The organism is Bacillus sp. mrc49, from assembly GCF_002803435.1.
This window is the reverse complement of sequence record NZ_PHNG01000800.1, coordinates 1-24,825: the sequence shown is the minus strand read 5'-3', so window position 1 is coordinate 24,825 and position 24,825 is coordinate 1. Positions and strand designations below refer to the sequence as shown.

The following is a 24,825-nucleotide window of genomic DNA, read 5'->3' as shown; positions in this document are numbered from 1 at the left end:
TCCCTTAGATGACCTTTGGAGCCAAGGCTTCCCGTACCCATTTATTATTTTCATAGGAAATTCTTCGAAGATTCAGGCGATCCTGTGAACGTGGTCCTTCATTCCTCGCCATCACCTTCAATTTGCTCCAATCAGGTTGCTTGTATATCCAGGTTTTTGATTCTTTATCAAATCGAAGGGTTTCATCCGGGATGGTATAGCCGAGTGATAGGATCCGCTTCACATATTTGGAAAAGAAGGCCTGGCGAAGCTCTTCATTCGTACTCGTTCTGATTCTGTACCTAATCGTTACATCCTGTTTGGATGACCCCACCTCATTCTTGCTCGGAGGCCCAAAGAAAAGCAGCAATGATTCCCACCAATAATCGATCGAGTCCTGAACCAATCTCCTTTGTTCTTCCGTGCCTTCTGCCAAAGCCATGATGATCGCCTCGCCATGCTGGGCGTGAAAAACTTCTTCGGCACAAATCCGGTGTAACGCACGGGAATATGGTCCATATGAAGCGCCTAGCATGTTCGTTTGGGAGATGATTGCCGCCCCGTCTACAAGCCAGCCAATCAATCCCGCATCTCCCCAAGTTTTGGCCTCCATATGGAAGACATTATGAAACTTTAAATCTCCATTAAATAAATCCTGCATAAGATCATCCCGTTTTTTGCCGAACGGTATTAGCAAATCCTCGACGACACGAAGCAATAATTGTCCATGTCCCATTTCATCCTGTACCTTTGCCATGATTCCAAGTTTCCTATTTAGAGTTGGAGCTTTAGGCACCCATTCCTTCTCTGGAAGCGCCCCCATGATTTCACTGATGCCATGCATGGAAATTAACTTGATGAGAGTCCCTCGGTAATCTTCAGGCATCCAATCATCCGCTTCTATCTTTTCCCCTGCTTCGATCCTGGCAATGAAATGCTTCAGCTTTTCTTGTTCTGCCATCTCATTTAAAAGAATGTTCATCTTAAACACCTCTTATCCGGTAATATATATAACGTTAATATAACGTTATTATATTTTAATGTTATATTAAATGCAAGACAATTCCGTCTTTTATTCTGACAAAAAGGAATTTACCGGAAGGAACGTGGATTTTAAACGCAGACGTTTCCACTTTGTTAGATTCCGTTGGACAGCCTTCCAGTGCATCATCCAGATCATCTAATCATTCTGCGGAGACTTCATTATCCCCTTTTTTTAGGAAGTTATGTTACAGCGCTTATTTTTGACTGACAATCGTCTCATCCCTCCATAGTTTACCCTGAGGGACAGCGCCAATCACCGTAAGGTAACTACATTTCCCGCTCAAATACTGAGAATTTCATCTTTCCGTTTATCAACAATACGAATCGCCTTTCCTTCCGAACGGGGAATGGTTTTTGGGGTGTTAATAATGATATCCATCGTTACCAGACATGTCGATTTCATTTGCTGTAGAAGTCTTTTCCTTAATTTCACTACGTTTTCGTGATCAAGGTCTTCTCCTATCCCCTTGTAGAAATCGCTTTCAATTTCGATGTGCAGTTCAACGCTGTCCATTTGCCCATTCTTCACAAGGTGGATTTGATAATGTGGAACAATTCCTTCCATTTGGAATAACACACGTTCGATTTCAGACGGAAATACATTTACTCCTCTTACTATGATCATATCATCCGTCCTGCCTTTGACCCGGGACATTCTTGTTGTCGTCCGCCCGCATGTACACGGCTCACGGGTAATGGAGGCGATATCACCCGTACGGTAGCGGATGATCGGAAGCGCTTCCTTCGTGAGGCTTGTAAAAACAAGTTCCCCGTCTTCGCCCTCATCTACAGGTTCGAGGGTTTCAGGATTTATGACTTCAACGAGAAAATGATCTTCTGCAATATGCAGCCCATTCTGTGCTTCATGACATTCAATCGCCACACCCGGCCCCATGATTTCACTAAGGCCGTAAATATCAACCGCCTTCAGCTTCAATTTTTTCTCAAGTGTTGCCCTCATTCCCTCTGACCACGGCTCAGCTCCGAATATTCCATAATCAAGCCCATTATCAGCTGGGTCGATCCCCATTTCTTCCATTTTTTCTGCAATGTTCAAGATATAAGAAGGGGTTCCGCAAATGCCACGCGGCTTGAAGTCATTGATGATCGTAATCTGGCGATCGGTATTTCCCCCTGAAATGGGCACAGTGGCAACCCCTAATTTCTCTGCACCGCAATGGAGACCCAGTCCGCCTGTAAACAGCCCATATCCATATGCATTATGGAAAACATCTGACTTCCGGCCTCCTGCAGCTACAATCCCACGGGCGACGATCGTTGCCCAATTTTCCAAATCGTTTTTCGTATACCCCACTACGGTAGGTTTCCCGCTTGTGCCGGATGAAGCATGTATCCTCGCCACCTCTTCCATCGGAACGGCGAACAATCCGAATGGATACTGATCACGGAGAGTCTGTTTTTTTGTAAAAGGCAGTTTCGTCACATCATTCAGTGTCTGAATATCTGCCGGATCAAGGCCCATCTCTGAAAATTTCTCCCTGTAATAAGGTACCTGTTCAACTACATAGCGTATCGTTTTTTTCAGGCGTGCCAATTGCATGCTTTCCATCTCGGCACGGGTAGCCGTTTCAACTTCCGGATTGTACATGGTTTCAAGTCCCCCTCTTTTTTGCTCGTTTTCCAGTCGGCCCTTACCCATAACGTAATTTCAACGAATATATATATTATCGTTATACTTATTTTTAAGATTAATACGCCGCTTTCGACCTGTCAATATTATTTTTTGAATTTAAAGAAAATTTAAATTATAATTTACATTATTTTCTGACCATGTTAATTTTACAGTGGCTGTCGAATAGCTCAGCAAAAGATATTAGAGGAAGGGTGATTTCCATGACCATCGACATTGATCAAGATATGCATGAGTACCATTACGACCAAATCAAGCAAGTGCTGGCAGGAGAACCATATGCCTCTTTTCTAGGGATGAAGTTGACGAAGCTCGGTCCTGGCAAAGCTGAAGCTGAATTGACCCCGAGTGAACATATGCTAAATAGCCATGGAGCGGTGCACGGTGCCATTATCTTTTCTCTTGCTGATTATGCGTTCGCTGCTGCCAGCAATTCATATGGCAAAGTAGCGGTTGGCGTTTCCAATGGCATTCAATTCATCTCAGCTGGTAAACGCGGAGAAACCCTAGTCGCTCGGGCAAAGGAGATTAAGAAAAACCATAAACTCGCATGGTACCATATCGAAGTGGCAGCCGAAGCCGAACTGATTGCAACGATGGAGGCGATGGTTTACCGGAAGAATCAATATTTCATTGACCAAGATGATTAAGCAGCCTCTGAACCGGACAGGTCCTTGACCTGCCCGGTGTTTCACTTGTACTGAAAAAGCCAAGCGAATAAAAAAATCAGCCAAGCAAAGGGGAGTCCCGATTCCGGAACTCCCCTTTGCTTGATTGTAACTCATCCAAGTGCCAATCATTGTTGCTAGTTTTTGACCTCAATGGAATCGGTCACCTTCACCCATTCCCCCTGAACACTTACGATTGGTTCCCCATTCCGATAAACCATTTTCCCTCTGCTTAAGGTAGCAGTGATTTGACAAGGAAAAGTATGGTCCAGGTAAATGCTTTGCTTATGTTTCGCGAAAAAATTCGTTTCCGAAGCTTCGTGGATGCCATCAAGGGAAACAATCGCAAGATCTGCATCCATTCCCTCCATGATTCTTCCTTTTCTCGAGGAGAGGCCAAATCTTTCAGCCGGCCCTGATGCTGTCCATTCAGCCACTTTGTAAAGCGGGATTCCATATGATCCAGCCAGTTCTATCATCGACATCAGTGAAAATTGTCCGCCGCTTATTCCGCCCCATGCTTCAAAAAGATTATGTACCTCCGGATCCTTCATCTCATAGGGACATGGCGAGTGGTCCGAGGAGATCATATCGAATTTCCCTTCCATCAAACACCCGATCAATTTTTGTTGTTCTTCACTGGCCCTTAATGGGGGGGCGCATTTTGCCACCGCACCTTTTTTGACTAAATCATCTTGATTGAATAATAAATAATGCGGACACGTTTCCACCGTTACATCCAGTCCGCGCTGTTTGGCAGCTTCTATTTTTTCAATGGCCAAGCCACTGCTAATATGGACAAAGTGCAGCGGGCAGCCCGTTAACTCCGCATATGCAATCGCCCGCTCGACAGCTTCCGCTTCTGCCTGCACAGGTCTTGTAGCCGCATAATCATCAGCACTGAATAGACCTTCCTTCTCTTTTTCCTGCTTCAACCATTGAGTGATCGGGTCACTTTCCGCATGAAGTGCCAAGACCTTACCCAACTCTGCGATCTTCTTCATTCCATGTAAAAGGGTGAAATCATCTGCACGTTCAAATTCTTCATTTCCCGTTGCCGAGAGAAAAGCTTTAAACCCGATGACACCTGATTTTGCGAGGGCTTCTAGTTCATCGACATTGCCAGGCACCAAGCCTCCCCATAATCCAAAATCAATGATCGACTTCCCTTCGCCGATTTTCCCTTTTTCAAGGAGGGCCTCACGGTCAATGGTTGAAGGAATACCATTCAATGGCATATCGAAATATGTCGTGCATCCACCCGCAGCCATCATTTGCGAGCCCGTTTCAAAGCCCTCCCAATGAACGCGTCCAGGTTCACTGAAATGCACATGAACATCGATCATTCCAGGAAAAATATGCTGACCATCCGCCTCATACTCTTGAACGGCGTTCCCCTCAAGGCGATCGTCAATCTTGACAATCACTCCATCTCGGATTGCAAGGTCGGCTTTCCTCACTTCACCAGGAAAAACTACATTCCCATTGCGGATAATAAGATCATAAACTGACATCCAGACCACTCCCCTTAAATAATTTCATAAACTTAAAATGCCCCCCTGGATACCGCAGCTTGCTCCGCCTTTCCTACATATACATCAAGCGCAGCCTGCAAAGCCTCCCCTCGATTCACTTGGAATCCTTGACGCAGCAGGACAGCTTCCAAGGACGCGAGCACAAAGAGGATGTTTTCTTTTCTGCAGCTGAATCCCATGGTGCCAATTCTCCATATTTTCCCGTGGAGAGGACCGAACGAGGAGGCGATCTCGATGCCGAATTCATTCAGCAGCATGGACCGGACGGCTTCCCCATCGATTCCAGCTGGAATTTCAACACAAGTTACACAAGGGAGTTTGTTTTGGGCATTCCCGAACAGCGTCAGCCCCATCGCTTTGATCCCTTCCACCAATGCCGCTTCATGAAGTTCATGACGGGCAAATCGGGCTTCCAGGCCTTCTTCAAGCACAAGGCGCAAGCCTTCACGCAACGCATAAACCATGGATGTCGCTTCCGTATGGTGATTCAAGCGCCGCGGTCCCCAATAATCCTGGAGCATGCTTAAATCAAAATAATTACTGGTGATGGGACGGCGGTTAGACACCCTTCGATTGTCTTCGGCGGTCGCAATGCCGCGCTCCACTTTTTTGCGGGATTGAATGATTTTTTCTATGCGCTCATTATACGTGATCGGAGCCATTCCTGAAGGAACGGACAAGCATTTTTGTGTCCCGCCGATCAACCCATCAATGCACCATTCATCCACCTTCACATCCGTGCCCCCGATAGATGCGACCGCGTCGACAACAAGCAGGACATCCAGTTCGCGGCAGGCAAGCCCAATTTCCTTCAATGGCTGCATGCAACCCGTCGAAGTCTCTCCATGTACGATTGCCGTTATCTTAGGAGAAACCTTCTTGATTTCCGCAATGATGACTTGCGGATCGAATACTTCTCCCCAAGGGCACTCAATCGTATGGACTTCGGCACCGTACCGTTCACAAATTTCCACCAGCAGGTGACCGAATCTTCCAAAAATGGGGACGAGGACTTTATCACCTGGTTCAATGATGCTGCACAGGAGCGCTTCATTCCCGGACCTCGAAGTGCCGTCTATCGGGAACGCCCACTTATTTTTCGTCTGAAAAACCAAACGCAGCATCTCCATCACTTCATTCATGATCGAAGTGAATGCAGGATCGAATTGCCCTAAAATCGGCGTGCTCATCGCTCTTAAGACACGCGGGTCCACCTCGACCGGCCCCGGCGTCATGATCGTTCTCATCGGTGTATTTAATTCTGAATATGCCATTTTTTCCAGCTCCTTTTAATAGGCTAATTTATAGAGGACTTCGCTTAAAACATCGATTCCCTTTTCTAAATCCGGAACACTTGTAAACTCCTTAGGTGAGTGGCTGATTCCACCCTGACTGGGAACGAACAACAAGCAGGTCGGACAGAAAGAACCAAATACCTGGGCATCATGACCGGCTCCACTGACAATATCCTGATAAGGTATATGTTTATCCTCAGCAATCCGCCTTGCAAGCTGATTCATTTCCATATCCATCGCAACGGGTTTGACATCCATCCATTGCGAAACCTCCAGCTTCATTCCCCCTTTTTTCGCCAATCCATCGAAAGAAGCGAAAATTTCCTTGCAAAACAAATCAAGAATCACTTCTTCATGATGCCTGATATCAAGGGTGAACTCCACTTCACAAGCAATGACATTGGGAACATTGGGAATAACATTTAATCTGCCGACCGTCGCCACTAAATGAGGGTCCATCCCCTTCGCTTTGTTCGTTAAGAAGGAGATGAATTCCGACGCGGTGCTGACTGCATCCTTGCGGTAGGACATGGGGGTGGTACCCGCGTGATCGCTTTCTCCAACGACTTTTACCGTATAGCGGCGCTGTCCGACAATATGGCTGACGACGCCTATCGCATTTCGGTTCTTTTCGAGGACCATCCCTTGTTCGATATGGATTTCGACGAATCTGTCAATATCGTTGCGAGCAGGCGTTTTATAGACTTCAGGCCCAAATCCCGCTTTCTTCATCGCTTCCACAAAAGGGATTCCCTCTGTATCTTCCATATCCTTTACATCATCTAAATCATAGATTCCTTGGATATTCCTCGATCCCCAAAACGTAATGGGGAATCTGCTTCCCTCTTCTTCACAAAAGGAGACGACCTCTATCGTTTTCCGAGGCTGCCCATATATTCTATATAACTTTTTAACCGCAAGGAAGCTGGCGATGACCCCGTAAGCGCCATCGTATTTTCCCCCATCCTTGACTGTATCGATATGGGAGCCGGTCAGGATCGTCCCACTTGCCGAATCCGCCCCCTCAAGCCTGCCAAACAGGTTACCTACACTATCAAAATAGGTAACAAGGCCTTCCTTATCCATCTCACCCTTCATTGCAAGCTGAGCACTCAGCCATTCCTCGGAATACAATAAACGGGTCACCCCTTTATTTTCCGTCGCTCCAAAAGAGGCCAACCACTCAATCAATGAAGCAACATTACCCGTTTCATCCATGAATTTTTCAATTTGGATTTCCATCACATCTCTTCCCTTCCCAGATTCAGTCATGTCATGAATATTCACAAACATGTGTTATCTATTATTTTACTTCCTTTCGCCTCTAACTTCATTGACGAATCTGTCAGGATTTTGATGTTTTTTTGTGCAAAATAACTAATGTACCAATCTCTAAGTTTATATAAAGAAGAGAGCGCCCACGAAACCAGCCCCCCCTCCTCTTTTCAACTTGTATAATTCGAACCTAAGCCCAATTCCCTCAAAAGCTTACGGTAGGCGATCGACGTCTTATCTGCCGCGATATGCGCTTCCGCTTGAAGGTCAAGAGGCAGCTCCTCCGGCTTTTGATTTTCCACCATCGCTCTATCTTCATTGAAGATCTGCAGATTAAATTCATACGTATCCTCAATCGGGGCATCCACATCGAAATTACGGGCCATCGGCGAAAACATTCTTGTCTTACGTGCCGAAACCGGACTGGCACAATTCAAGATATGGAGTTTTCCATCATTCGGGAAATGAACGGTCAGCCTTGCCGCAAGCGGCGGAAATATATCGAAAACCCGAAGCCATTCGAAGTTGGCAGGCTCTAGGTGCTTCATGCCTTTTCCATAATTGCTGACGGAACTTAAATATTCAACATGCAGGCCATATTCCGTTTTATCCACCTTATAGCTGGGGACGATCTGGTTGTTACGGTCAGCGAAGCTTTCCGAATGAACCCAAGCGAAGTGGGACACATCCAAGAAACCTTCCATCTGCCGGCCGGCAGAGCCGGCAATGTCAATGGAAGGCGGAAGGATATTCAAATATCCCTCATCCTCCCACGCAGGCAATTCCGGAATGTCTTCTTCATCACTCGCAATCGATGTCCATACCAAGCCGTAACGCTCGACAGTTGGATAAATATTAATGCAAAGGCGCGGGGAAATCTTGGCACCGGGATGTGCAGGTATCCCGGTACAATCACCTTCCGGACCATACCTGAACCCATGATACGGGCATACGATATCATCTCCATCAACCCATCCCATGCTTAACGGCACCCCTCGATGGAGGCATAGGTCCCTTGCAACGATGACCTTCCCATTGACCCGGTATAGGACAAGGTGTACATCAAGAAGTTTAATGCCTATCGGCTTTTCTGCCACTTCCTCGACTGCCGCTACAGGAAACCAATATCCGGTTAATACATCCCAGTCCTTTTTACTGAATGTGCACTCTTTCGGAAATGACGTTACTCTTTTTTTCTTGTATGAGCCTATCCCATCACCCATGTTATCCACTTCCCCTTCCGACTTTTTTGTAAATAATAACAAAATTAATATATTTTGTCACTAACAATGTTACAAAACCTCACATTGAGTGAACCCCCAGAATGCCCAACAACGAAATTTGTAAGATATGTCAAAGGCTTTGTATGATATGATAATGAAAATCCGCTAAGCAAGTACATAAAAATACATTTATCAGAATGAGGTGTTCCATATGAAGGTAACAGAACTTTTGACATTGCCCGCATTAGCCGGCATGAATGTAATCGCAGGGGAAACAGGGACCGATCGGGAGGTCTACACAGTCAACATGATGGACGCTCCAGATATCATCCACTTTTTAAAGCCTAACGAACTTCTAGTAACCACCGCTTATCACGTAAAGGACAAGCCTCACCTTTTGTCATCCCTTGTCGAGGCAATGTCCAATCAAGGCTGCGCAGCACTCGGAATAAAGACAGGGAGGTTCCTGGCTGAAATCCCTGAAGCTGTATTGGTTCTCGCAAACGAATTATCCCTCCCGATCATCGACCTACCTCACGAGTTGTCTCTTGGGGAAATCATCAACCATACCTTGCGGGGGATATTGGATCAACGGGCAGCAGAGTTAGCATTTGCCATGGAAACACATAAGAAATTCACCGATTTAATCATGCGCGGCAAAGGCATCGAGAAATTACTTGATCATTTATCCGAAATGATTGGATACCGCATTCTTTTAGTTGACCAATACCTTAAACCGCTATCCCGTCCAATATCCACATCCGGAATTATTCCAATAATCAAAAAGATGCGCGGTGCAGGATTTCGATTTAATAAAACAAAAGCTTCGTCCTTTTCCTTTACATCCCTTTCCAACCAACAAACCTATACCATTTTCCCCATATACATGGACGAAAAAAAGTTTGGTTATTTGACGATAGCAGGAGAAGTCAAGTCGAGCGATAACCTTGTAACACTGACGATAGAGCAAGCCACAAACGTCATCTCCTTCGCTCTAATGAAGGAACACGCACTTAAACAGCACGACCGGAATATCCGGAATGATTTCTTCCTTCATTTTCTTGATGGCAATTTCTCTTCACAAGAGGAAATCACAAACCGGGCTAAAGAGTTTTCCTTGCGCAATGAACAAGCGTATATTTGCGCAGTCGGCAAGATCGACGGACCCGAATCTACGAAAAGCTATACACAGCTGCAAAGGCAGGCCGATCTGATTTTTCAATTCCTGGAAGATGAACTTCAACTATCACCCAATCCCATTCATCTCTTCACAAAAGGAAAGAAATGCATTCTCTTATACGAAGTCAATGAAGTTTCCGCGGATGTCCTGCAATATGTCGAAGCCTCGCTAAAATCATTGCAAAAAATCACAGCCAGCCAGTTCGGTTGCACGATTTCATTCGGCATAAGTACGAGGAGCCCGAGTTTTTTACAGACCAAGAATTCGTATAAAGAAGCGAACGACTCCCTCATTGAAGGAGGTCTCGCAAAAAAGACCGAATACATCCAATCATTCAGGACGAAGGACATCATGGAATTATTGAGGATCATTCCCGAGGAAGACTTGAAGAATTTCTACTTTTTTGCCTTGCAGGGATTTTCCAAGATCATTACCGAGGAGGAGCAGTCCTTATTGCAAACATTATCTGTATATCTTGAAACACATTGCCAAATATCCGAAACGGCTAAACGGTTGTTCGTTCATAGGAACACCGTCGTGTACAGACTGGAGAAGTGTGAAGAACTACTAGGCAAAAGCTTGAAAGACCCGGAGACAACACTCCAAATACGACTTGCCCTTCGCATTAAATCATTGCTAAATGGATGATCCGCCCTACTCCCTTCCGCACTTTATGCAGTTTGCTCATATGATTATCCAAAAATTGTCTAAAATAACTAATGACAATTTTCTGATTTTTTATTATGATATACTTCATAACAAACATGCGTTATATAATATAACATTAAGTGAAGGAAGGGAGTTTTTATATGAATAAGTCCAAAACCTTCTCGTTAGGTCTTCAACACGTTCTTGCCATGTACGCAGGAGCCATCCTCGTACCAATCATCGTCGGCGCTGCATTGGGGCTCACCTCTCAACAGCTCGCCTACCTGATTGCCATTGACCTATTAACCTGTGGAATTGCTACACTATTGCAATCTTGGAAAAATGAATTTTTTGGCATAGGCCTCCCCATCGTTTTGGGGACATCTTTCGTAGCCGTCACTCCCATGATCTCCATCGGCAGCCATTATGGCATTTCCGCCATATATGGAGCGATCATCGCAGCTGGTTTATTCATCATTTTATTTTCCAATATTTTCAGTAAACTGCTTAAATTATTCCCCCCTGTCGTGACCGGTACCGTCGTCATCATTATTGGATTATCCTTAGTGCCCACTGGAATCAAGAATATGGCCGGCGGTTCAGCCAACAAAGATTTCGGTTCAGCAGAAAACTTAATGCTTTCCTTCGGCGTCCTTGCTGTCATTCTATTAATCAATCGCTTCTTCACAGGATTCATCCGCTCCATTTCCGTTCTCATCGGCATCATCACCGGAACGATCGCTTCAACGGCATTTAGTGAAATGGACTTTTCCACCGTTGCCCAGGCATCTTGGTTCCATATTCCTGCCCCTTTCTACTTTGGATCGCCCACGTTTGAAATTGCCCCGATTCTTACGATGCTGCTGGTTGGCACGGTCATTTTAATTGAATCCACCGGCGCATTCCTTGCCCTCGGAAAAATAACCGGTAGAGTATTAACCGAAAGGGATATAGTCAAAGGCTACCGGGCAGAAGGCATCGCATTCACTTTAGGAGGGATTTTCAATGCCTTTCCATATAGTACATTCGCACAAAATGTTGGCCTCGTTCAGTTATCAGGAGTCAAAAAAAGAACGATCACCATCGTTGCAGGCTTCATCTTGATCGGACTCGGGCTGACACCCAAAGTCGCAGCGCTCGCTACACTGATTCCTACGGCCGTTCTCGGGGGTGCAACCGTGATCATGTTCGGAATGGTCATTTCTTCAGGAATTAAAATGTTGAACGACGTCGATTTTTCCAACAACGCCAATTTATTGGTCATTGCTTGTTCCGTTTCACTTGGACTGGGTGCCACTGTCGTTCCCGAGTTATTTTCCAGTTTTCCTGAAGCCATCCGGATTGTCGTCGGTGACGGAATCATTACTGGAAGCCTGACTGCGATCATCCTGAACTTGATCTTCTCCCCGCCAAGGAAGGAGACGGCCAAAGGTGATGGCACGATCCCCGATTCCGATCGGTTAATAGCCAAAAGTATATAAAAAAGGAGGAAAAAAATGATCACACTTGCGGAGCTAAATGCACAAAGCGAAAAGGAATTCACGAAGTTCCTTGGTGATACTTTCGAACATTCACCATGGATTGCCAAGAAAGCGGCAGCAAGCAGGCCCTTTTCTTCCATCATGAACCTTCATCAATGCCTCGAGGCTATAGTAAGGAATTCATCAAAGGAGGAAAAGCTGGCACTAATCAGGAAGCACCCCAACCTTGGAGACAAAGTAAAAATGAGCAATGATTCGCTTTTGGAACAGCATGGTGCCGGTTTAGGCGACCTTACTGCCGCTGAATATGAAAATTTCATATCATTGAACAGGCAATATATGAAGAAGTTCGGCTTTCCATTTATCCTGGCTGTACGAGGCAAAGATAAAAATGACATCTATCAATCCATGCTAACAAGGATGAACCATACAACGACGGCTGAGTACGATAAGGCTTTGGCTGAGATTTACCGGATAGCCCTATTCCGTTTACAGGATAAACTTAAAATTGAAGGGAAGAATTCCATGAAAAATAAATCTGCTGCCCAATCACTTAGTTACGGAAAAGGCAATGTTTTCGCTTATCGCACCTATTCAATTCCTTTGACCGGAATTAAACAAATTCCAGAATCAACTTTTTCGGGCAGGGATCATATCATTTTTGGCACCAATGTTAAAGTATCCGTAGGCGGCTCGGCATTTCTTCCTTCCTTCACGGAAGGAGACAATTCCATGGTCATTGCGACCGATTCAATGAAGAACTTCATCCAAAGGCATTTAGCGACATTCACGGGGACTACATTGGAAGGATTCGCTTCATACGTGTCAGAGGCCTTCCTGAATAAATATCCGCAAATCGATACTGTCAAATTGATGGCCGAAGACATTCCTTTTGAAGCAGTAACTGAAGCGACAGGCACTCCATTGAAACAGAGTGACCTCGTATTCAAAAAATCCCGCAATGAACGGGCGCAATCCTCCCTTGAAACCATCCGCGGCGAAAATGGAAACGAAATCACCCAGCAGTGCAGTTCCATCCTCGATCTCCAATTAATCAAGGTAAGCGGAAATTCTTTTGTCGGTTTTGTCCGCGATGAGTATACGACGCTTCCTGAAGACGGGAACCGTCCGCTTTTCATTTACCTGAATCTCCATTGGATTTATGAGGATCAAAAAGATGCATTTGGTACGGACCCTTCAAAATACGTAGCTGCCGAGCAGGTAACCGATATCGCTACATCCGTTTTTCATGAATTGGAAACACCATCCATCCAAAATCTGATTTTTGAAATCGGCTGCAGGATTTTAACTAGATTCCCACAGCTTCTTGAGGTTACATTCGAATCCCAAAATCACACATGGGATACCGTTGTTCCGATCATCTCGGACTCCATGGGAAAAGTGTATACCGAGCCTCGTCCACCATTCGGCTTTCAAGTCTTCACCGTCAAAAGGGAACATCTCGAAAACGACAATATTTTTGCTGCTGCAAAAGCAGCGGGCAAGGAGTGGATATGACCGGGATAACTACACATGTTTTGGATGTAATGCAGGGCCAGCCTGCGGCGAATGTAACGATCGAATTATACTATTGTGAATCACCCTCGGCTAGCTGGCAGCTGCTCCAGACAAGCGTCACTAATCCGGACGGAAGGCTCGCTGCCCCGCTGCTGAAAGCAGAAGATACGAAAATGGGAAACTACGAAATCGTCTTTCATATCGGAGATTACTTCCGGAGAAAAAACCTCGGACTTCCCGAGCCACCCTTTTTGGACCTGGTTCCCGTCCGTTTTGGCCTATCTTCGCCATCCTCTCACTATCATGTACCGCTCATCATTTCCCCATGGGCCTATCAGGTTTATCGGGGAAGCTAAAAAAACTGCCGGACTTCTTCTCCGGCAGTTTCTTTGTTGCTTACATCGTATTGTTAGACTGAACTTCGGCCATGTTTTAAATCATCGGGTTAATTTGATATAATTTCTCAGAAGATAAAGAATGGGAATGCGAGAGCTAATATTGTAAAGGAGCTTGAGCCATGACAGAATTCTGGGAGTCCAGCTTTATAGAAAATCAAGAGATGTGGGGATATCAACCTTCAGACTCGGCAATCTTCACAAAGGACTTTTTCCTTGAAAAAAAAGTGAAGAATATTTTGATTCCTGGTATTGGATATGGCAGGAATGCAAAGGTGTTCATTGATAATGGAATGGATGTAACAGGTATTGAGATTTCAAAAACAGCGATTGAATTGGCAAAGCAAAGCGGGCTTACTATTCGTTATATACATGGTTCAGTCACTGATATGCCTTTTGATAACAAACTTTATGATGGTATATTCTGTTATGCCCTTATTCACTTATTGAATGAGCGTGAGAGAGAGAAGTTTATTTTAGATTGCTACAATCAATTAAAGCCTAATGGATACATGATTTTCATCACTATTTCAAAAGAAGCCCCCATGTTTGGAAAGGGTGAGCAAATAGGGAAAGACTATTTCGAGATTTTCGATGGGCTAAAAATGTTTTTTTATGATTCCGATTCGATAAAACAAGAATTTGGAACATATGGCCTGATGGAAATTTCGGAAATTGTTGAGCCCCATAAAAATATGGAAAATAAGCCTCCATTTCCATTTATAATGGTGAAATGTCAAAAAGAACGTACATAATAAAACCCCACCTGATCCCAATCGCAACTGGTGGGGTTTCTAACTTGCTTCTGCATCTATATCAACCGGGAGATCCATCTCGTGCAAACACGCCCTTTCACTTATACGGCTAACTTGCTGTACTCATCCAACTGGTCTTTGGTTAAATTTTTAATGAAATGGTCGAAGTTTATCGACTCGATTTCATACCTTTTACAAATCTTTAAATAACTTTCATAGGCTTTATCATGAATATTCATCACCTTGACCCTCCTCTCTGTTATATAACAACATTTTTATCTTGTTAATAATATATAACAAAAGTTTTTCCCCGTCCATACATTTTTTTGAAATTCACGGACTATTTTCTTCCTTTATTATCTCCAAAATCGGTCTTCGCTAACCCTCCCCCATCACAATAAACAGAACAACAAATGTTTAATTCCCCTCAAGGCAAAATTAAAAGGATTACGTCCGGCTGGTACCGAACGTAATCCTTGAAAGCAGCGTACCTATTATTTTTTTTTCACTTGGACTATCTAAAAAGCACTTTGGTTGTTCCCAGTTTGGATGGGGGTGGGGTTGGAAGCAATTCTTTTTGTAATATAGGGGCATATGTATCGACACGACGGTCTCTAAAGAATTGCAGCATATTTCTCGTTCTTTCTATTTCTTTCAAATCTATTTCTTGTACAATGATCCCTTCCTCTTCATCAAGTGAAGCCAGGATATTCCCTAGTGTATCGCTTATGAATGACCCACCGTAAAAATTCATGTCCTTTTCCTGCCCGACTCGATTTGTCGCTGCGACAAATACACCGTTAGAAATGCCGTGAGCGGAAATCGCTTTTTCCCACGATGATCTTGTTGATATCTCGGGATGATCCGGCTCCGAACCAATAGCAGAAGGATAGAATAAGATTTCTGCACCTTGTAAGCTCATGATTCGGGCAGCTTCCGGAAACCATTCATCCCAGCAAATACCAACTCCGATTTTCCCATAAGCTGTTTCATAGACAGGATACCCAGTATTACCTGGAACGAAATAATATTTTTCATGATACTGGGGACCATCCGGAATATGATTTTTTCTTGTAATCCCTAAACATTCGCCGTCAGCATCAAATACAGCTGCACTATTGAAATAAACTCCAGAACCAGCCCTTTCGTAAAATGGCACAATCAAGACGACTGCCAGTTCCTTTGCTAATTCACCCATTTCCACCAAAGTACTGCTATCTGTCTCTTCCGCTAAATCATAATTTTTCACATTAACCGTTTGCGGAAAATATTGCGAAGAAAATAATTCCTGTAAGCAAACGATTTGTGCCCCTTTATTTACCGTTTCTTTTATTTTTCCCATCGTTTTTTGAATATTTTGTTCGATATTTTCTCCACAATGGATTTGAATAAGACCAACTGTTACTTTTGACATTTTCTCACTACCTGACTTTATTTATTTTTTCAACTTATACCGTTTGAACCGCCTGGCTTTCATGCACGATCTTTCCGTCCATCACCGTCATTTTCACTTTTGTTTCCAGGATTTCCTCTGTCGATATGCTAAATAAATTTTTATCCAGCACTGCGATATCCGCTATCTTCCCTGCTTCCAATGTGCCTAATTCTTTTTCCCTGAAAGACCCGAATGCCGGAATGGCCGTGTAGGATTTTAACGCTTGTGCCACTGTTATGCCTTCCGATTCCTGCCACGCCTTCCCTGCCAAATCTTTTCTGGTGATCGCCTGATAAATGCCCATCATAGGATTTAGGGGCACGACAGGAAAATCTGTACCAAAGGCAATTTTTGCACCTGTATCAACTATCGTTTTGACAGGATAATAAAGAGGTTGCTGCTTCTCACTAATCCTGGCGGTATATGCCTCACTTTCCATCAATTCAATATGTTTGGGCTGAAAGGAAGCGATGACATCCAACTCCTTAAAGCGATGGACGTCGTCAGGATGCAATACCTCCACATGTTCAATGACATGTCTGGCGTCTCTTTCTCCATTTGCGTTTCTTGCGTCTTCAAACGCATCCAACGCCAAGCGGACAGCCCCATTCCCGATGGCATGGAAACGAATTTGGTATCTTTCCTTATCTGCCCTTAGCACCAATTGTTTAATGGTTTCAGGAGGATAGGTGGTTCCCCCTTTCGTATCGGGACGATCTTTGTAATGATCCAATAAAAAAGCGGTATGACTTGTCACCACACCATCTATAAATTGCTTTAATCCCGAAAAGGTAAGCTTATCGGACTGATAATTTGTTTGTAACTCCATTGCGTCAGCTAAATCCATTTTTAACTCCGGCGAAAAGTGGATTCTAGTTGTGAGTAACCCTTTTTGATCGAATTCCTTGAAAATCTCAAGATCATCTAATGGATTTGGCGCAATTTTAGCTCCGTATAAATCATTAACGGATGTGATTCCCAACCTTTTGGTTTCATTGAGGAAACCTTGAAAAAGTTTTTCCCGTTTTTCTTTCGGTAACTTGTATGCATGTTCTGATGCAAAACCAATTGCCTGTTCAAACAGAAGGCCAGTCAGCTCCCCATTTTCATCTTTTCCAATTTCTCCATATTCGGGATTGGGGGTATTCCTCGTCAATTGAATCTTTTCGATTGCTTTACTATTGATCCAGGCATAATGCACTTCTGCATTGAATAATAAAACAGGACGATCACAAATATATTTATCTAATGTTGATCTATGTGGGAGCACTTTGTTTTTCCAATTGGTATGATCCCAGCCAATACCAAATATCCACTCATCATTTGGTCTCGTTTCTGCAAATTCACCTACCATTTTTGCTGCCTCTTCCTCTGAAGCTGCGGTAAATAATGTGGCGCTATCCTCCTGTAAAATGCTTCCCATCATGATGTGCATATGAAAATCATGAAATCCTGGAATGATCAGTCCATCTTCCATGTCATAGACTTTTGTTTGATCGCCAATCAATGACGTGATTTCTTCTATCGAACCGATTTCCATAATTTTATTCTCTTTGATGGCGATAGCTGCTTGAATTGGCTCATCTTGTAACCCAGTAAAAACATGTTGACCAGAAAGTACGATGTCTGCTTTTCCCATTTATATCCTCCTCGATGAATATTGCTTTATGCCTGAATTTCAGTTTCCGCCACACTGTCAATAGAAAGCTCTGGTGGCCGCTTACTAAACATTTTCGTATTGAAAAGGAGCATGATGAAACCTATTCCAAACCATCCCAGTCCAAGGAAAAGTGCCTTTAAATCAAGACTAGTCCATAACCAAATGGTGAAACTTGCCCCCATCAGCGGCAATATAAGATATTTTAGTGTGTTGATCCCGTCCCTTTGCTTCTCCCTAATAAAATAATGAGAAATAACCGAAAGATTCACGAATGTGAATGCCACGAGCGCGCCAAAGTTAATAAAGGAGGATGCTGTCACTAAATCGACGAATAAAGCAGATAAAGCAAAAATACCCACTAAGATGATGTTGTGTGTTGGCGTCCGGAATTTGGGATGAATATGACCAAATATTTTTTTAGGAAGAACGCCATCTCTCCCCATCGCATACAAAAGCCGTGAAACGCTCGCATGGGCTGATAGACCGGATGCCAGGCCCCCCGTGATATATCCTGCTAGAAAAATGGATTGAAATAAATTCCCTCCGATATACATGGCAATTTCCAAGGCAGCGGAATCTGGATTATTAAAAGCTTGGAAATTTGGATAAACGAGGTTACAGATGTATGAGATGGCGATAAACAGACCTCCGCCTATTAATGCTACCAGGAAAATGGCTCTTGGTATGGTTTTTTTCGGATTAATCGTTTCCTCTGAAAATGTGGTGACCGCATCAAATCCTAAAAAAGATAAACATAGAATAGAAGATCCTGCCAATACCAAGGATAGCGGTATATCTCCATTCACAAATGGTGAATGCATGAATAATGTCCCTGAACCCATTCCGGTAAGTAATCCTTTAATGGATAGGAATGTGAATATCGCTATGATTGAGAATTGACAGCCGACCAATAAAATATTTATTTTGGTTGCAATCTTCACACCAATGATATTGACGAAGGTGATTAAAAGGACAAAGCCAATTAACCAGGCAGAGAAAGGAATGGATGGAAAATATGCGTTTAAGTAAATGGCAATCAATAATCCATTAATCATCGGCAAAAATAAATAGTCCAATAGGATGACCCAACCTACCAAGAAACCAAGATGAGGATTAAAGGCCTTTTGAGTGAATGTATACGCAGAACCAGAAACCGGGTAGGCCTTAACCATCTGGCCATAGCTATAGGCTGTAAACAACATGCCCACCAAAGCTATGATGTAAGCAGCAGGTACCATCCCTTTCGTTATTTCGGCTACTACCCCATATGTGGAAAAGACGGTGGTCGGTGCCATATAAGCCAACCCAAATATCACGAGAGGAAATACTGTTAACGAACGTCTTAATTTTGCATTCTCCATGTATCACTCCACCCTTAATCATACTTAACCAACTAATATGCAAATATCATACCAAGCCGAGCAAAGATTTCTTGACGATTGGGACTATGTATTTTCGCAATAATTACAATAAACAGATTATTCATTAGGTGTTTAGCTTTATGCACCCCTACATCAATTATTCAAAATTGCATACTGAGTCGTGGGCGAAAATAATGTTTCCACGACTATTGTTTGATCCCGAATGATGCTCACATCACCGCTCAAGATAAAAGCAAACGTTTGATTTCATTTATCATGTAAAACATACTCCCAGTGCGCAAAAGACATAAATACCATAATTATCCATAAATACTTAGTCCAACGCAGCATAAGAATATCAGAGATAAAAGGCTTCTCGTTATGTAAATTCACGAGAAGCCTTTTTAATGATGGATGATGTTATACCTATGATTTTTTGGTCCTTTTTATTGTTCTTTGAAGCAGAAACGGACCTCTCATTCCAAGACTCGGTGCTTCAAATTAGGAAACACATCCCGAATTTTAGCAATCTGAGATGGATCAATCTCCGTTTTAATAATGGCTTCTTCATCTCCTCCTGCAGCCACAACAATCCCCCATGGGTCAACCACTTGACTATGGCCAGCTAACAGAACATCATTAGTATTGCCAACACAATTGCTTGAAATCAAGAAGCACTGGTTTTCCAATGCCCGAACTGAATTGAATAATTTCCAATGCTCCAATCTTCTATGCGGCCAAGCAGATGTAACAAGAAGCATTTCTGCTCCAAGATCCACTTCTGCGCGGTACAATTCAGGAAATCGCAAATCATAACAAGTTGATAAGCCAACTTTCCCGAATTCCGTATCCACTACAGTCGTTTCATTTCCCCTCGTCAATATTTGCCCCTCTTTTGAACCATATTGAAACAAATGCATTTTTCGGTAGGTACCTATAAGTGTCCCGTCCGGAGAAAACAGGACACTCGTGTTGTAATATTTTCCATTGTTTTTTTCTATAAAACTCCCTGCAAATATATATGAATTGACCTCTTTTGCCTTTGAGGAGAATCGCCGTACAAAATTTCCATTCAACTCTTCCGATTCATCAATATAACGATCAAAAGAAAAGTACCCCGTTGCCCACGTTTCTGGCAAAACAATTAAATCTTGTCCTTTTAATCCGTCAATCATTGACTCGACGCGATCTATGCGATCATTTTTTGATTCAATATCTTTAATCTCCAATTGTATTGATGCAATTTTCATTTCTGCAACATCCTTTTTATTTAGATTTTTTATATTAGTTCCCTCACTCACACCTGAGGTAGGATGGTAAAAATTCATCCACCATTTGGACCCGCTCATACTATCGGATAAAGCAATCTTTACTACCGTTAAACCCTTCTATGGCATGCAAACGAGCAATCCTTCCTTCAGTAACTCGAATGGCTTTCGCTAGAGATGTTCTTGAAATATTTAACCATTCAGCTAATTGAATTTCAGTAAATAATCCATCACCGGTACTGCCACCTTTTTTAACCTGTTTATACACTTTATATTGCGTTGGACTTTCCTTCCCGATTGGATATAATTGTATTTTTGCCATATGAACAATCGAATCTACTATTTTGTCAAATCCTCGCATGTGTCATGTATACATATTACTAACATGCCAGACACAAGCCAATGATATATTCTCATTTTTCAAAATTTTTTTCGAACCCCAATGTTGGAAATGGACAGTGTAACCTAGATTACAAGCTAACAAAAAATTCTTCTCGCTCACCGCTACTTGAATTAGTGTTATTTCATTATTGCATTTTTGGCAACATTAGGTCTTTCTTGATTATGGTTCTTGCAGCTCCTTTGATCCAAATTTCATACATGAAGACCAAAAGAAGTTCATTTTGTTTTTCCGATCCCATTAAAAAGCTTTCATACACCGATTACACAACGATTATCATCATTTCATGTACTATGCGAAAGGGATTTTTGTTATCATTAGTTCATATTCTTGGGAATGAATGCTAAGTTTTTAAGGAGGAACCGCTTTGAAAAATCCATATTCGGAATTAACGATCGGGATGCTGAGGACGGGCATTTTAGGTTTTGGCGGCGGACCATCTGTCATCCCGCTCATCCGTCATGAAGCCGTTTCCCGATATCATTGGCTCGATGATGATGAATTCGGTGACACGCTGGCGATCGCCAATACGCTTCCAGGGCCGATTGCCACCAAGATGGCGGCATACCTTGGTTATCAATTGAAGGGCTGGCCGGGAGCACTTTTGAGTGTGGCTGCACACGTATTGCCTTCATGTCTTGCAATGGTTTTCCTGATTGGATTCATTAATGTGCTAAGCAATTCAGCAATGGTCGGCACAATGATCGCTGCTGTCATGCCAGTTGTTGCCGTCATGCTTGGTCAAATGGCTTATGAGTTTGGCGAAAAGGCGATAAAAGGTTTAGGGATGGTGCTTGGCATCACCTTTTTTGCGATTTCTTTCATACTGCTCCAGACGGTCTCCCTTCACCCAGGTATCGTCATCATGATTTTCCTTTTGTATGGAGCGTTCCACTTTACATTAAAAGAAAAATTGAAAAGTAAAAAGATGGATCGGAAGGAGGGATCTGCCTAATGGGCTTTTTCATCCCGATCGGGGTCGCTGTTTTTCTTGCGTTCTTCATTGCCAACCTTCTAGGATATGGCGGAGGTCCAGCTTCCATCCCGCTTATGTATGATCAAATCGTAACCCGTTACGGCTGGCTCGATAATACCCAATTCTCACAAATGCTCGCGCTGGGAAATTCCCTTCCAGGTCCGATTGCCACCAAGATTGCCGCATATGTCGGATATGATGTGTATGGCTGGCCAGGTTTCTTAGCTGCATTGGCCGGCACCATCATCCCTTCCGCAGTGGCATTGATCTATTTATTGAAAATCCTGCGTAAATACAAGGAATCACCGGTCGTAAAAGGGATGTCATTACTGGTACAGCCCGTAATCACGATCATGATGTTATTGCTTACCTGGAGCATGGCCGCAGATGCCGTCGGTTCCATTGGTTACATCCATTCAATCATCATCGCAGGATTGGCCTTCTTGGCTTTAGGTAAATTCAAGATCCATCCAGCATTCGTAATCGTCCTTGCCTTTGCTTACGGCGGCTTTGTCATTCCGCTCACTTAAATCCCGCCATTAAAGCGGGATTGCAGACTATGGACAAAAGGATACTAATTTAAAGTTTAAAAATTGATTGCATAGTGGACTCATTGAGCTCATTTCTTAACTAAAGGAGAAAATTCAAAAGGGGCTCGGATTTTTAAGAATTCCGAACCCCTTTTGTCTGCAAACTGTCCCGCCGATATCTCGGCCTTATCTTTAATGAATGATCCGGAGCCAAAAGTAAAGCCCGATCAATGTAATCAATAAGGTGGGTACGGTTAGGATGAAACCGACCTTGAAATAATACCCCCAAGTGATCTTGACACCTTTTCCCTTTAAAACATGCAGCCACAGCAACGTGGCCAAAGATCCTATCGGGGTGATTTTCGGTCCTAAATCAGAACCGATCACATTTGCATAGATCAGCGCTTCTTTAATTGGCGCCGTTGTTTGTACCTCGGCGATGGCCAATGCGTCAATCATCACTGTTGGCAGATTGTTCATGAAGGAAGAAAGAACCGCTGCGATGAACCCCATGATGATCGCAGCCGAAAATAACCCCTGATTCGCCGTCGCCTGAATGACATCAGCTAACAAGCTGGTCAATCCAACATTCTTCAAGCCGTACACGACTACATACATCCCGATCGAAAAGAAAACGATATTCCACGGTGCCCCTTTCATTACACCTTTTACGTTCACTGCAGGACTTCTCCTTGCCAGCAATAAGAGGAAAAGCGCAATCGCAGCTGCAATGAAAGATACAGGAATGCCGATGAATTCGCTAACGAAGTAACCAACAAGCAAAATCGCAAGGATCAGCCAGGAAATCTTGAACATGTTTGCATCCCTGACCGCTTCTGCCGGTTTCTTTAAATGCTTTGCTGCATATGTAACGGGTATCTGTTGCTTAAAGAATAAGTACAGGACCAAAATGCTTGCTCCCAGACTGATCAAAGTAGGAACGATCATCCTGCTGGCATACTCGCCAAAACCGATCCCAAAAAAATCTGCGGAAACAATATTCACTAGATTGCTGATGACAAAGGGCAAGGACGTCGTATCTGCGATAAATCCACTTGCCATGATGAATGGCAGCACCATTTTATCTTCAAAATTCAGTGCCCGTACCATTGCAAGTACGATTGGAGTCAAAATCAAGGCTGCTCCGTCATTGGCAAAAAACGCAGCGGTTATGGCTCCCAAAATCAATACCAATACAAATAAACGGACACCGCGGCCGTCAGCAACACGAGCCATATGGAGCGCTGCCCACTCAAAGAAACCCACTTCATCCAATATTAACGAAATGATGATCAACGCTACAAACGTCAATGTCGCATTCCAGACGATTTGCGTTACATCACTTACATCCTGAAAAGAAACGACATTGAACATCAACGCAATGATTGCCCCGCCGCACGCACTCCAGCCTATCCCAAGACCCTTGGGCTGCCAAATAACCAAAACCAACGTGACAACAAAAATAATTATCGCCAATACTATCGAACTCATGATATCTGCACCACTCGCAACTCCTTCTACGAAACTATCTCTTAACTATATAAGAATAATAGTTAAGACACAATCCGGACGCTTCAACAAAGTCCTGACAATTCAATACTCCCCTTCCAGCTCATTCTCATGCACCTGGACAAGGAATGGGACATCGACGAAATCATCTCCTGTCGAATAGCCATTCCCGGTAAAGGAGGTTTGAGGAAATGTCTCCTTTCCTTTGGCATCATAAAAACCAGTGAACACTTGCAATCCGTCGCCCAGCGCCAGAAATTCATTCTGTCCATCTTTGGCCTGTATTTTCGCATATTGTGTCATAAGCTCCTGCCAATGATCAGGATACTCCTCGACTCCGTACATTTTTTCTTGAAGCGTAATCCGGTGCATCATTTCCATTCCTGGTTGATAGGTATCCACCCCATCCGCCACCATGAATTCCCTTTCTTTCTTTAGAAAAAACCTGATTTCGCCAACTTCATCTTTAGGATTGATATTCCAGATGATTTTTGATTTCTTTTCTCCATTCCAAACCTGAGGCTCACCTCCTTCATTCACGGAAGCTGCTCTCCATTTATTATTCTTCCAAATCCAAAAGCTCATCCCATACCCATCATCCTCGCTAATAAAAGGAACAAATACATGTGTATCATCCAAAAAGATACGGTCTTGAATGATCTTTGGCTGGGCTTCAGAAAAAAATGAGTTGATGCGTTTGATGACTTGCTTATCCGATAGGAAAGGGTCAGGGTCTTTAGGTAATTGAGTAAATGAAAGAACACCGATCATCAATAATATCGCAGCTAGTAAAATAATCTTTTTTGTTTTTTTAGCCATTTTCCCCATCACCTCCTGTCAAAATCGATTCCTTGAGCCTGAAGTAGACTTGACGCCCTTTATTAGGTGTAATCAGGATTCCCCTGCCATCTTCTTCAATGAAAATGATTGCTTTAAGTCCGCTCCCCTTTGCAGCGGTTGTCCCATTCAGGATATAAGGGAATTTCTCTTTGTGATCGCCATCTTCACGGATTCGATTATACCAAGATTCACTCTCGAT

General features: G+C 43.4%; 22 protein-coding genes and 1 pseudogene. 8 read left to right on the top strand and 15 right to left on the bottom strand.

Annotation, left to right across the window (positions count from 1 at the left end):
* Positions 1–4: 4 nt before the first annotated feature.
* Together paaA and CVN76_RS26425 are read right to left on the bottom strand one after the other, a co-directional pair.
* Positions 5–961, bottom strand: coding sequence for a 1,2-phenylacetyl-CoA epoxidase subunit PaaA (paaA, locus tag CVN76_RS26430; RefSeq protein WP_100533686.1), 957 nt, complete (start codon positions 959–961; stop codon positions 5–7).
* A 342-nt stretch (positions 962–1,303) separates the two neighbouring features.
* Positions 1,304–2,632 carry a phenylacetate--CoA ligase family protein gene (locus CVN76_RS26425; protein ID WP_100533685.1) on the bottom strand — a complete coding sequence of 443 codons (1,329 nt, stop codon included), beginning with the start codon at positions 2,630–2,632 and terminating at the stop codon, positions 1,304–1,306.
* A 245-nt stretch (positions 2,633–2,877) separates the two neighbouring features.
* Here CVN76_RS26425 and CVN76_RS26420 point away from each other — a divergent pair, with 245 nt between their 5' ends.
* Positions 2,878–3,324: a PaaI family thioesterase gene (locus CVN76_RS26420; protein ID WP_100533684.1), complete on the top strand. Its 447-nt coding sequence runs from the start codon at positions 2,878–2,880 to the stop codon at positions 3,322–3,324.
* Positions 3,325–3,479: 155 nt separating this feature from the next.
* On the opposite strand, the gene CVN76_RS26415 is transcribed toward CVN76_RS26420, so the two are convergent.
* The 4 genes from CVN76_RS26415 to CVN76_RS26400 form a co-directional block, all read right to left on the bottom strand.
* Complete coding sequence (locus tag CVN76_RS26415; protein ID WP_100533683.1) at positions 3,480–4,856, bottom strand: allantoinase; 1,377 nt, start codon at positions 4,854–4,856, stop codon at positions 3,480–3,482.
* A 32-nt stretch (positions 4,857–4,888) separates the two neighbouring features.
* On the bottom strand, positions 4,889–6,151 hold the full coding sequence (locus CVN76_RS26410) for a pyridoxal-phosphate-dependent aminotransferase family protein (RefSeq protein ID WP_100533682.1): 1,263 nt from the start codon (positions 6,149–6,151) through the stop codon (positions 4,889–4,891).
* Positions 6,152–6,166: 15 nt separating this feature from the next.
* Positions 6,167–7,414, bottom strand: coding sequence for an allantoate deiminase (allC, locus tag CVN76_RS26405; RefSeq protein WP_100534194.1), 1,248 nt, complete (start codon positions 7,412–7,414; stop codon positions 6,167–6,169).
* A gap of 203 nt (positions 7,415–7,617) precedes the next feature.
* Positions 7,618–8,670, bottom strand: a complete 1,053-nt coding sequence (locus CVN76_RS26400) for an aromatic ring-hydroxylating oxygenase subunit alpha (RefSeq protein WP_100533681.1) — start codon at positions 8,668–8,670, stop codon at positions 7,618–7,620.
* Between the two features lie 211 nt (positions 8,671–8,881).
* Here CVN76_RS26400 and CVN76_RS26395 point away from each other — a divergent pair, with 211 nt between their 5' ends.
* The 5 genes from CVN76_RS26395 to CVN76_RS26375 all read left to right on the top strand — a co-directional run bounded on the left by CVN76_RS26395 (position 8,882) and on the right by CVN76_RS26375 (position 14,647).
* Positions 8,882–10,498 (top strand): PucR family transcriptional regulator, encoded by a 1,617-nt coding sequence (locus CVN76_RS26395; RefSeq protein WP_100533680.1) that lies wholly within the window; start codon positions 8,882–8,884, stop codon positions 10,496–10,498.
* A 161-nt stretch (positions 10,499–10,659) separates the two neighbouring features.
* A complete protein-coding gene (locus tag CVN76_RS26390) occupies positions 10,660–11,979 on the top strand; it encodes a nucleobase:cation symporter-2 family protein (protein WP_100533679.1) in 1,320 nt (439 codons plus the stop codon).
* A gap of 15 nt (positions 11,980–11,994) precedes the next feature.
* Entirely contained in the window at positions 11,995–13,497 is a 1,503-nt protein-coding gene (pucL, locus tag CVN76_RS26385; protein WP_100533678.1) for a factor-independent urate hydroxylase, read from the top strand.
* Positions 13,494–13,853, top strand: coding sequence for a hydroxyisourate hydrolase (gene uraH / locus CVN76_RS26380; RefSeq protein WP_061143229.1), 360 nt, complete (start codon positions 13,494–13,496; stop codon positions 13,851–13,853). The genes pucL and uraH overlap by 4 nt, the downstream gene beginning before the upstream one ends.
* 161 nt (positions 13,854–14,014) lie before the next feature.
* Positions 14,015–14,647, top strand: coding sequence for a class I SAM-dependent methyltransferase (locus CVN76_RS26375; RefSeq protein ID WP_100533677.1), 633 nt, complete (start codon positions 14,015–14,017; stop codon positions 14,645–14,647).
* A gap of 101 nt (positions 14,648–14,748) precedes the next feature.
* Here CVN76_RS26375 and CVN76_RS31520 read toward each other — a convergent pair whose 3' ends face one another.
* The 6 genes from CVN76_RS31520 to CVN76_RS26350 form a co-directional block, all read right to left on the bottom strand.
* Positions 14,749–14,886, bottom strand: coding sequence for a hypothetical protein (locus tag CVN76_RS31520; RefSeq protein WP_185113114.1), 138 nt, complete (start codon positions 14,884–14,886; stop codon positions 14,749–14,751).
* Positions 14,887–15,161: 275 nt separating this feature from the next.
* Entirely contained in the window at positions 15,162–16,061 is a 900-nt protein-coding gene (locus tag CVN76_RS26370) for a carbon-nitrogen hydrolase (protein ID WP_100533676.1), read from the bottom strand.
* Between the two features lie 34 nt (positions 16,062–16,095).
* Positions 16,096–17,721 (bottom strand): amidohydrolase, encoded by a 1,626-nt coding sequence (locus CVN76_RS26365; RefSeq protein WP_100533675.1) that lies wholly within the window; start codon positions 17,719–17,721, stop codon positions 16,096–16,098.
* Positions 17,722–17,747: 26 nt separating this feature from the next.
* On the bottom strand, positions 17,748–19,103 hold the full coding sequence (locus CVN76_RS26360; RefSeq protein WP_100533674.1) for an APC family permease: 1,356 nt from the start codon (positions 19,101–19,103) through the stop codon (positions 17,748–17,750).
* Between the two features lie 476 nt (positions 19,104–19,579).
* Positions 19,580–20,353 (bottom strand): carbon-nitrogen family hydrolase, encoded by a 774-nt coding sequence (locus tag CVN76_RS26355; RefSeq protein WP_100533673.1) that lies wholly within the window; start codon positions 20,351–20,353, stop codon positions 19,580–19,582.
* A 100-nt stretch (positions 20,354–20,453) separates the two neighbouring features.
* On the bottom strand, positions 20,454–20,693 hold the full coding sequence (locus CVN76_RS26350) for a hypothetical protein (RefSeq protein WP_100533672.1): 240 nt from the start codon (positions 20,691–20,693) through the stop codon (positions 20,454–20,456).
* Positions 20,694–21,138: 445 nt separating this feature from the next.
* Here CVN76_RS26350 and CVN76_RS26345 point away from each other — a divergent pair, with 445 nt between their 5' ends.
* Both CVN76_RS26345 and CVN76_RS26340 read left to right on the top strand, forming a co-directional pair.
* Positions 21,139–21,726, top strand: coding sequence for a chromate transporter (locus CVN76_RS26345; protein WP_100533671.1), 588 nt, complete (start codon positions 21,139–21,141; stop codon positions 21,724–21,726).
* The gene (locus CVN76_RS26340; RefSeq protein ID WP_100533670.1) at positions 21,726–22,277 is read left to right on the top strand and encodes a chromate transporter; all 552 of its coding nucleotides are present in this window, start codon (positions 21,726–21,728) and stop codon (positions 22,275–22,277) included. The genes CVN76_RS26345 and CVN76_RS26340 overlap by 1 nt, the downstream gene beginning before the upstream one ends.
* 192 nt (positions 22,278–22,469) lie before the next feature.
* On the opposite strand, the gene CVN76_RS26335 is transcribed toward CVN76_RS26340, so the two are convergent.
* The 3 genes and pseudogenes from CVN76_RS26335 to CVN76_RS26325 form a co-directional block, all read right to left on the bottom strand.
* Positions 22,470–23,768: an arsenic transporter gene (locus CVN76_RS26335; protein WP_100533669.1), complete on the bottom strand. Its 1,299-nt coding sequence runs from the start codon at positions 23,766–23,768 to the stop codon at positions 22,470–22,472.
* A 102-nt stretch (positions 23,769–23,870) separates the two neighbouring features.
* Positions 23,871–24,605 carry a hypothetical protein gene (locus CVN76_RS26330; protein WP_100533668.1) on the bottom strand — a complete coding sequence of 245 codons (735 nt, stop codon included), beginning with the start codon at positions 24,603–24,605 and terminating at the stop codon, positions 23,871–23,873.
* A pseudogene (locus CVN76_RS26325) lies at positions 24,598–24,825 on the bottom strand (hypothetical protein); the annotation flags it as partial. The pseudogene CVN76_RS26325 and the gene CVN76_RS26330, both read right to left, overlap by 8 nt.

Bases quoted from the DNA above. Each gene is read 5' to 3' on its own strand.
- CVN76_RS26360 (WP_100533674.1), bottom strand. From the start codon at position 19,103: ATGGAGAATGCAAAATTAAGACGTTCGTTAACAGTATTTCCTCTCGTG.
- CVN76_RS26370 (WP_100533676.1), bottom strand. From the start codon at position 16,061: ATGTCAAAAGTAACAGTTGGTCTTATTCAAATCCATTGTGGAGAAAAT.
- uraH (WP_061143229.1), top strand. From the start codon at position 13,494: ATGACCGGGATAACTACACATGTTTTGGATGTAATGCAGGGCCAGCCT.
- CVN76_RS26330 (WP_100533668.1), bottom strand. From the start codon at position 24,605: ATGGCTAAAAAAACAAAAAAGATTATTTTACTAGCTGCGATATTATTG.
- paaA (WP_100533686.1), bottom strand. From the start codon at position 961: ATGAACATTCTTTTAAATGAGATGGCAGAACAAGAAAAGCTGAAGCAT.
- CVN76_RS26410 (WP_100533682.1), bottom strand. From the start codon at position 6,151: ATGGCATATTCAGAATTAAATACACCGATGAGAACGATCATGACGCCG.
- CVN76_RS26395 (WP_100533680.1), top strand. From the start codon at position 8,882: ATGAAGGTAACAGAACTTTTGACATTGCCCGCATTAGCCGGCATGAAT.
- CVN76_RS26350 (WP_100533672.1), bottom strand. From the start codon at position 20,693: ATGGCAAAAATACAATTATATCCAATCGGGAAGGAAAGTCCAACGCAA.
- CVN76_RS26425 (WP_100533685.1), bottom strand. From the start codon at position 2,632: ATGTACAATCCGGAAGTTGAAACGGCTACCCGTGCCGAGATGGAAAGC.
- allC (WP_100534194.1), bottom strand. From the start codon at position 7,414: ATGGAAATCCAAATTGAAAAATTCATGGATGAAACGGGTAATGTTGCT.
- CVN76_RS26420 (WP_100533684.1), top strand. From the start codon at position 2,878: ATGACCATCGACATTGATCAAGATATGCATGAGTACCATTACGACCAA.
- CVN76_RS26340 (WP_100533670.1), top strand. From the start codon at position 21,726: ATGGGCTTTTTCATCCCGATCGGGGTCGCTGTTTTTCTTGCGTTCTTC.
- pucL (WP_100533678.1), top strand. From the start codon at position 11,995: ATGATCACACTTGCGGAGCTAAATGCACAAAGCGAAAAGGAATTCACG.
- CVN76_RS26390 (WP_100533679.1), top strand. From the start codon at position 10,660: ATGAATAAGTCCAAAACCTTCTCGTTAGGTCTTCAACACGTTCTTGCC.
- CVN76_RS26335 (WP_100533669.1), bottom strand. From the start codon at position 23,768: ATGAGTTCGATAGTATTGGCGATAATTATTTTTGTTGTCACGTTGGTT.
- CVN76_RS26365 (WP_100533675.1), bottom strand. From the start codon at position 17,721: ATGGGAAAAGCAGACATCGTACTTTCTGGTCAACATGTTTTTACTGGG.
- CVN76_RS26400 (WP_100533681.1), bottom strand. From the start codon at position 8,670: ATGGGTGATGGGATAGGCTCATACAAGAAAAAAAGAGTAACGTCATTT.
- CVN76_RS31520 (WP_185113114.1), bottom strand. From the start codon at position 14,886: ATGAATATTCATGATAAAGCCTATGAAAGTTATTTAAAGATTTGTAAA.
- CVN76_RS26375 (WP_100533677.1), top strand. From the start codon at position 14,015: ATGACAGAATTCTGGGAGTCCAGCTTTATAGAAAATCAAGAGATGTGG.
- CVN76_RS26415 (WP_100533683.1), bottom strand. From the start codon at position 4,856: ATGTCAGTTTATGATCTTATTATCCGCAATGGGAATGTAGTTTTTCCT.
- CVN76_RS26355 (WP_100533673.1), bottom strand. From the start codon at position 20,353: ATGAAAATTGCATCAATACAATTGGAGATTAAAGATATTGAATCAAAA.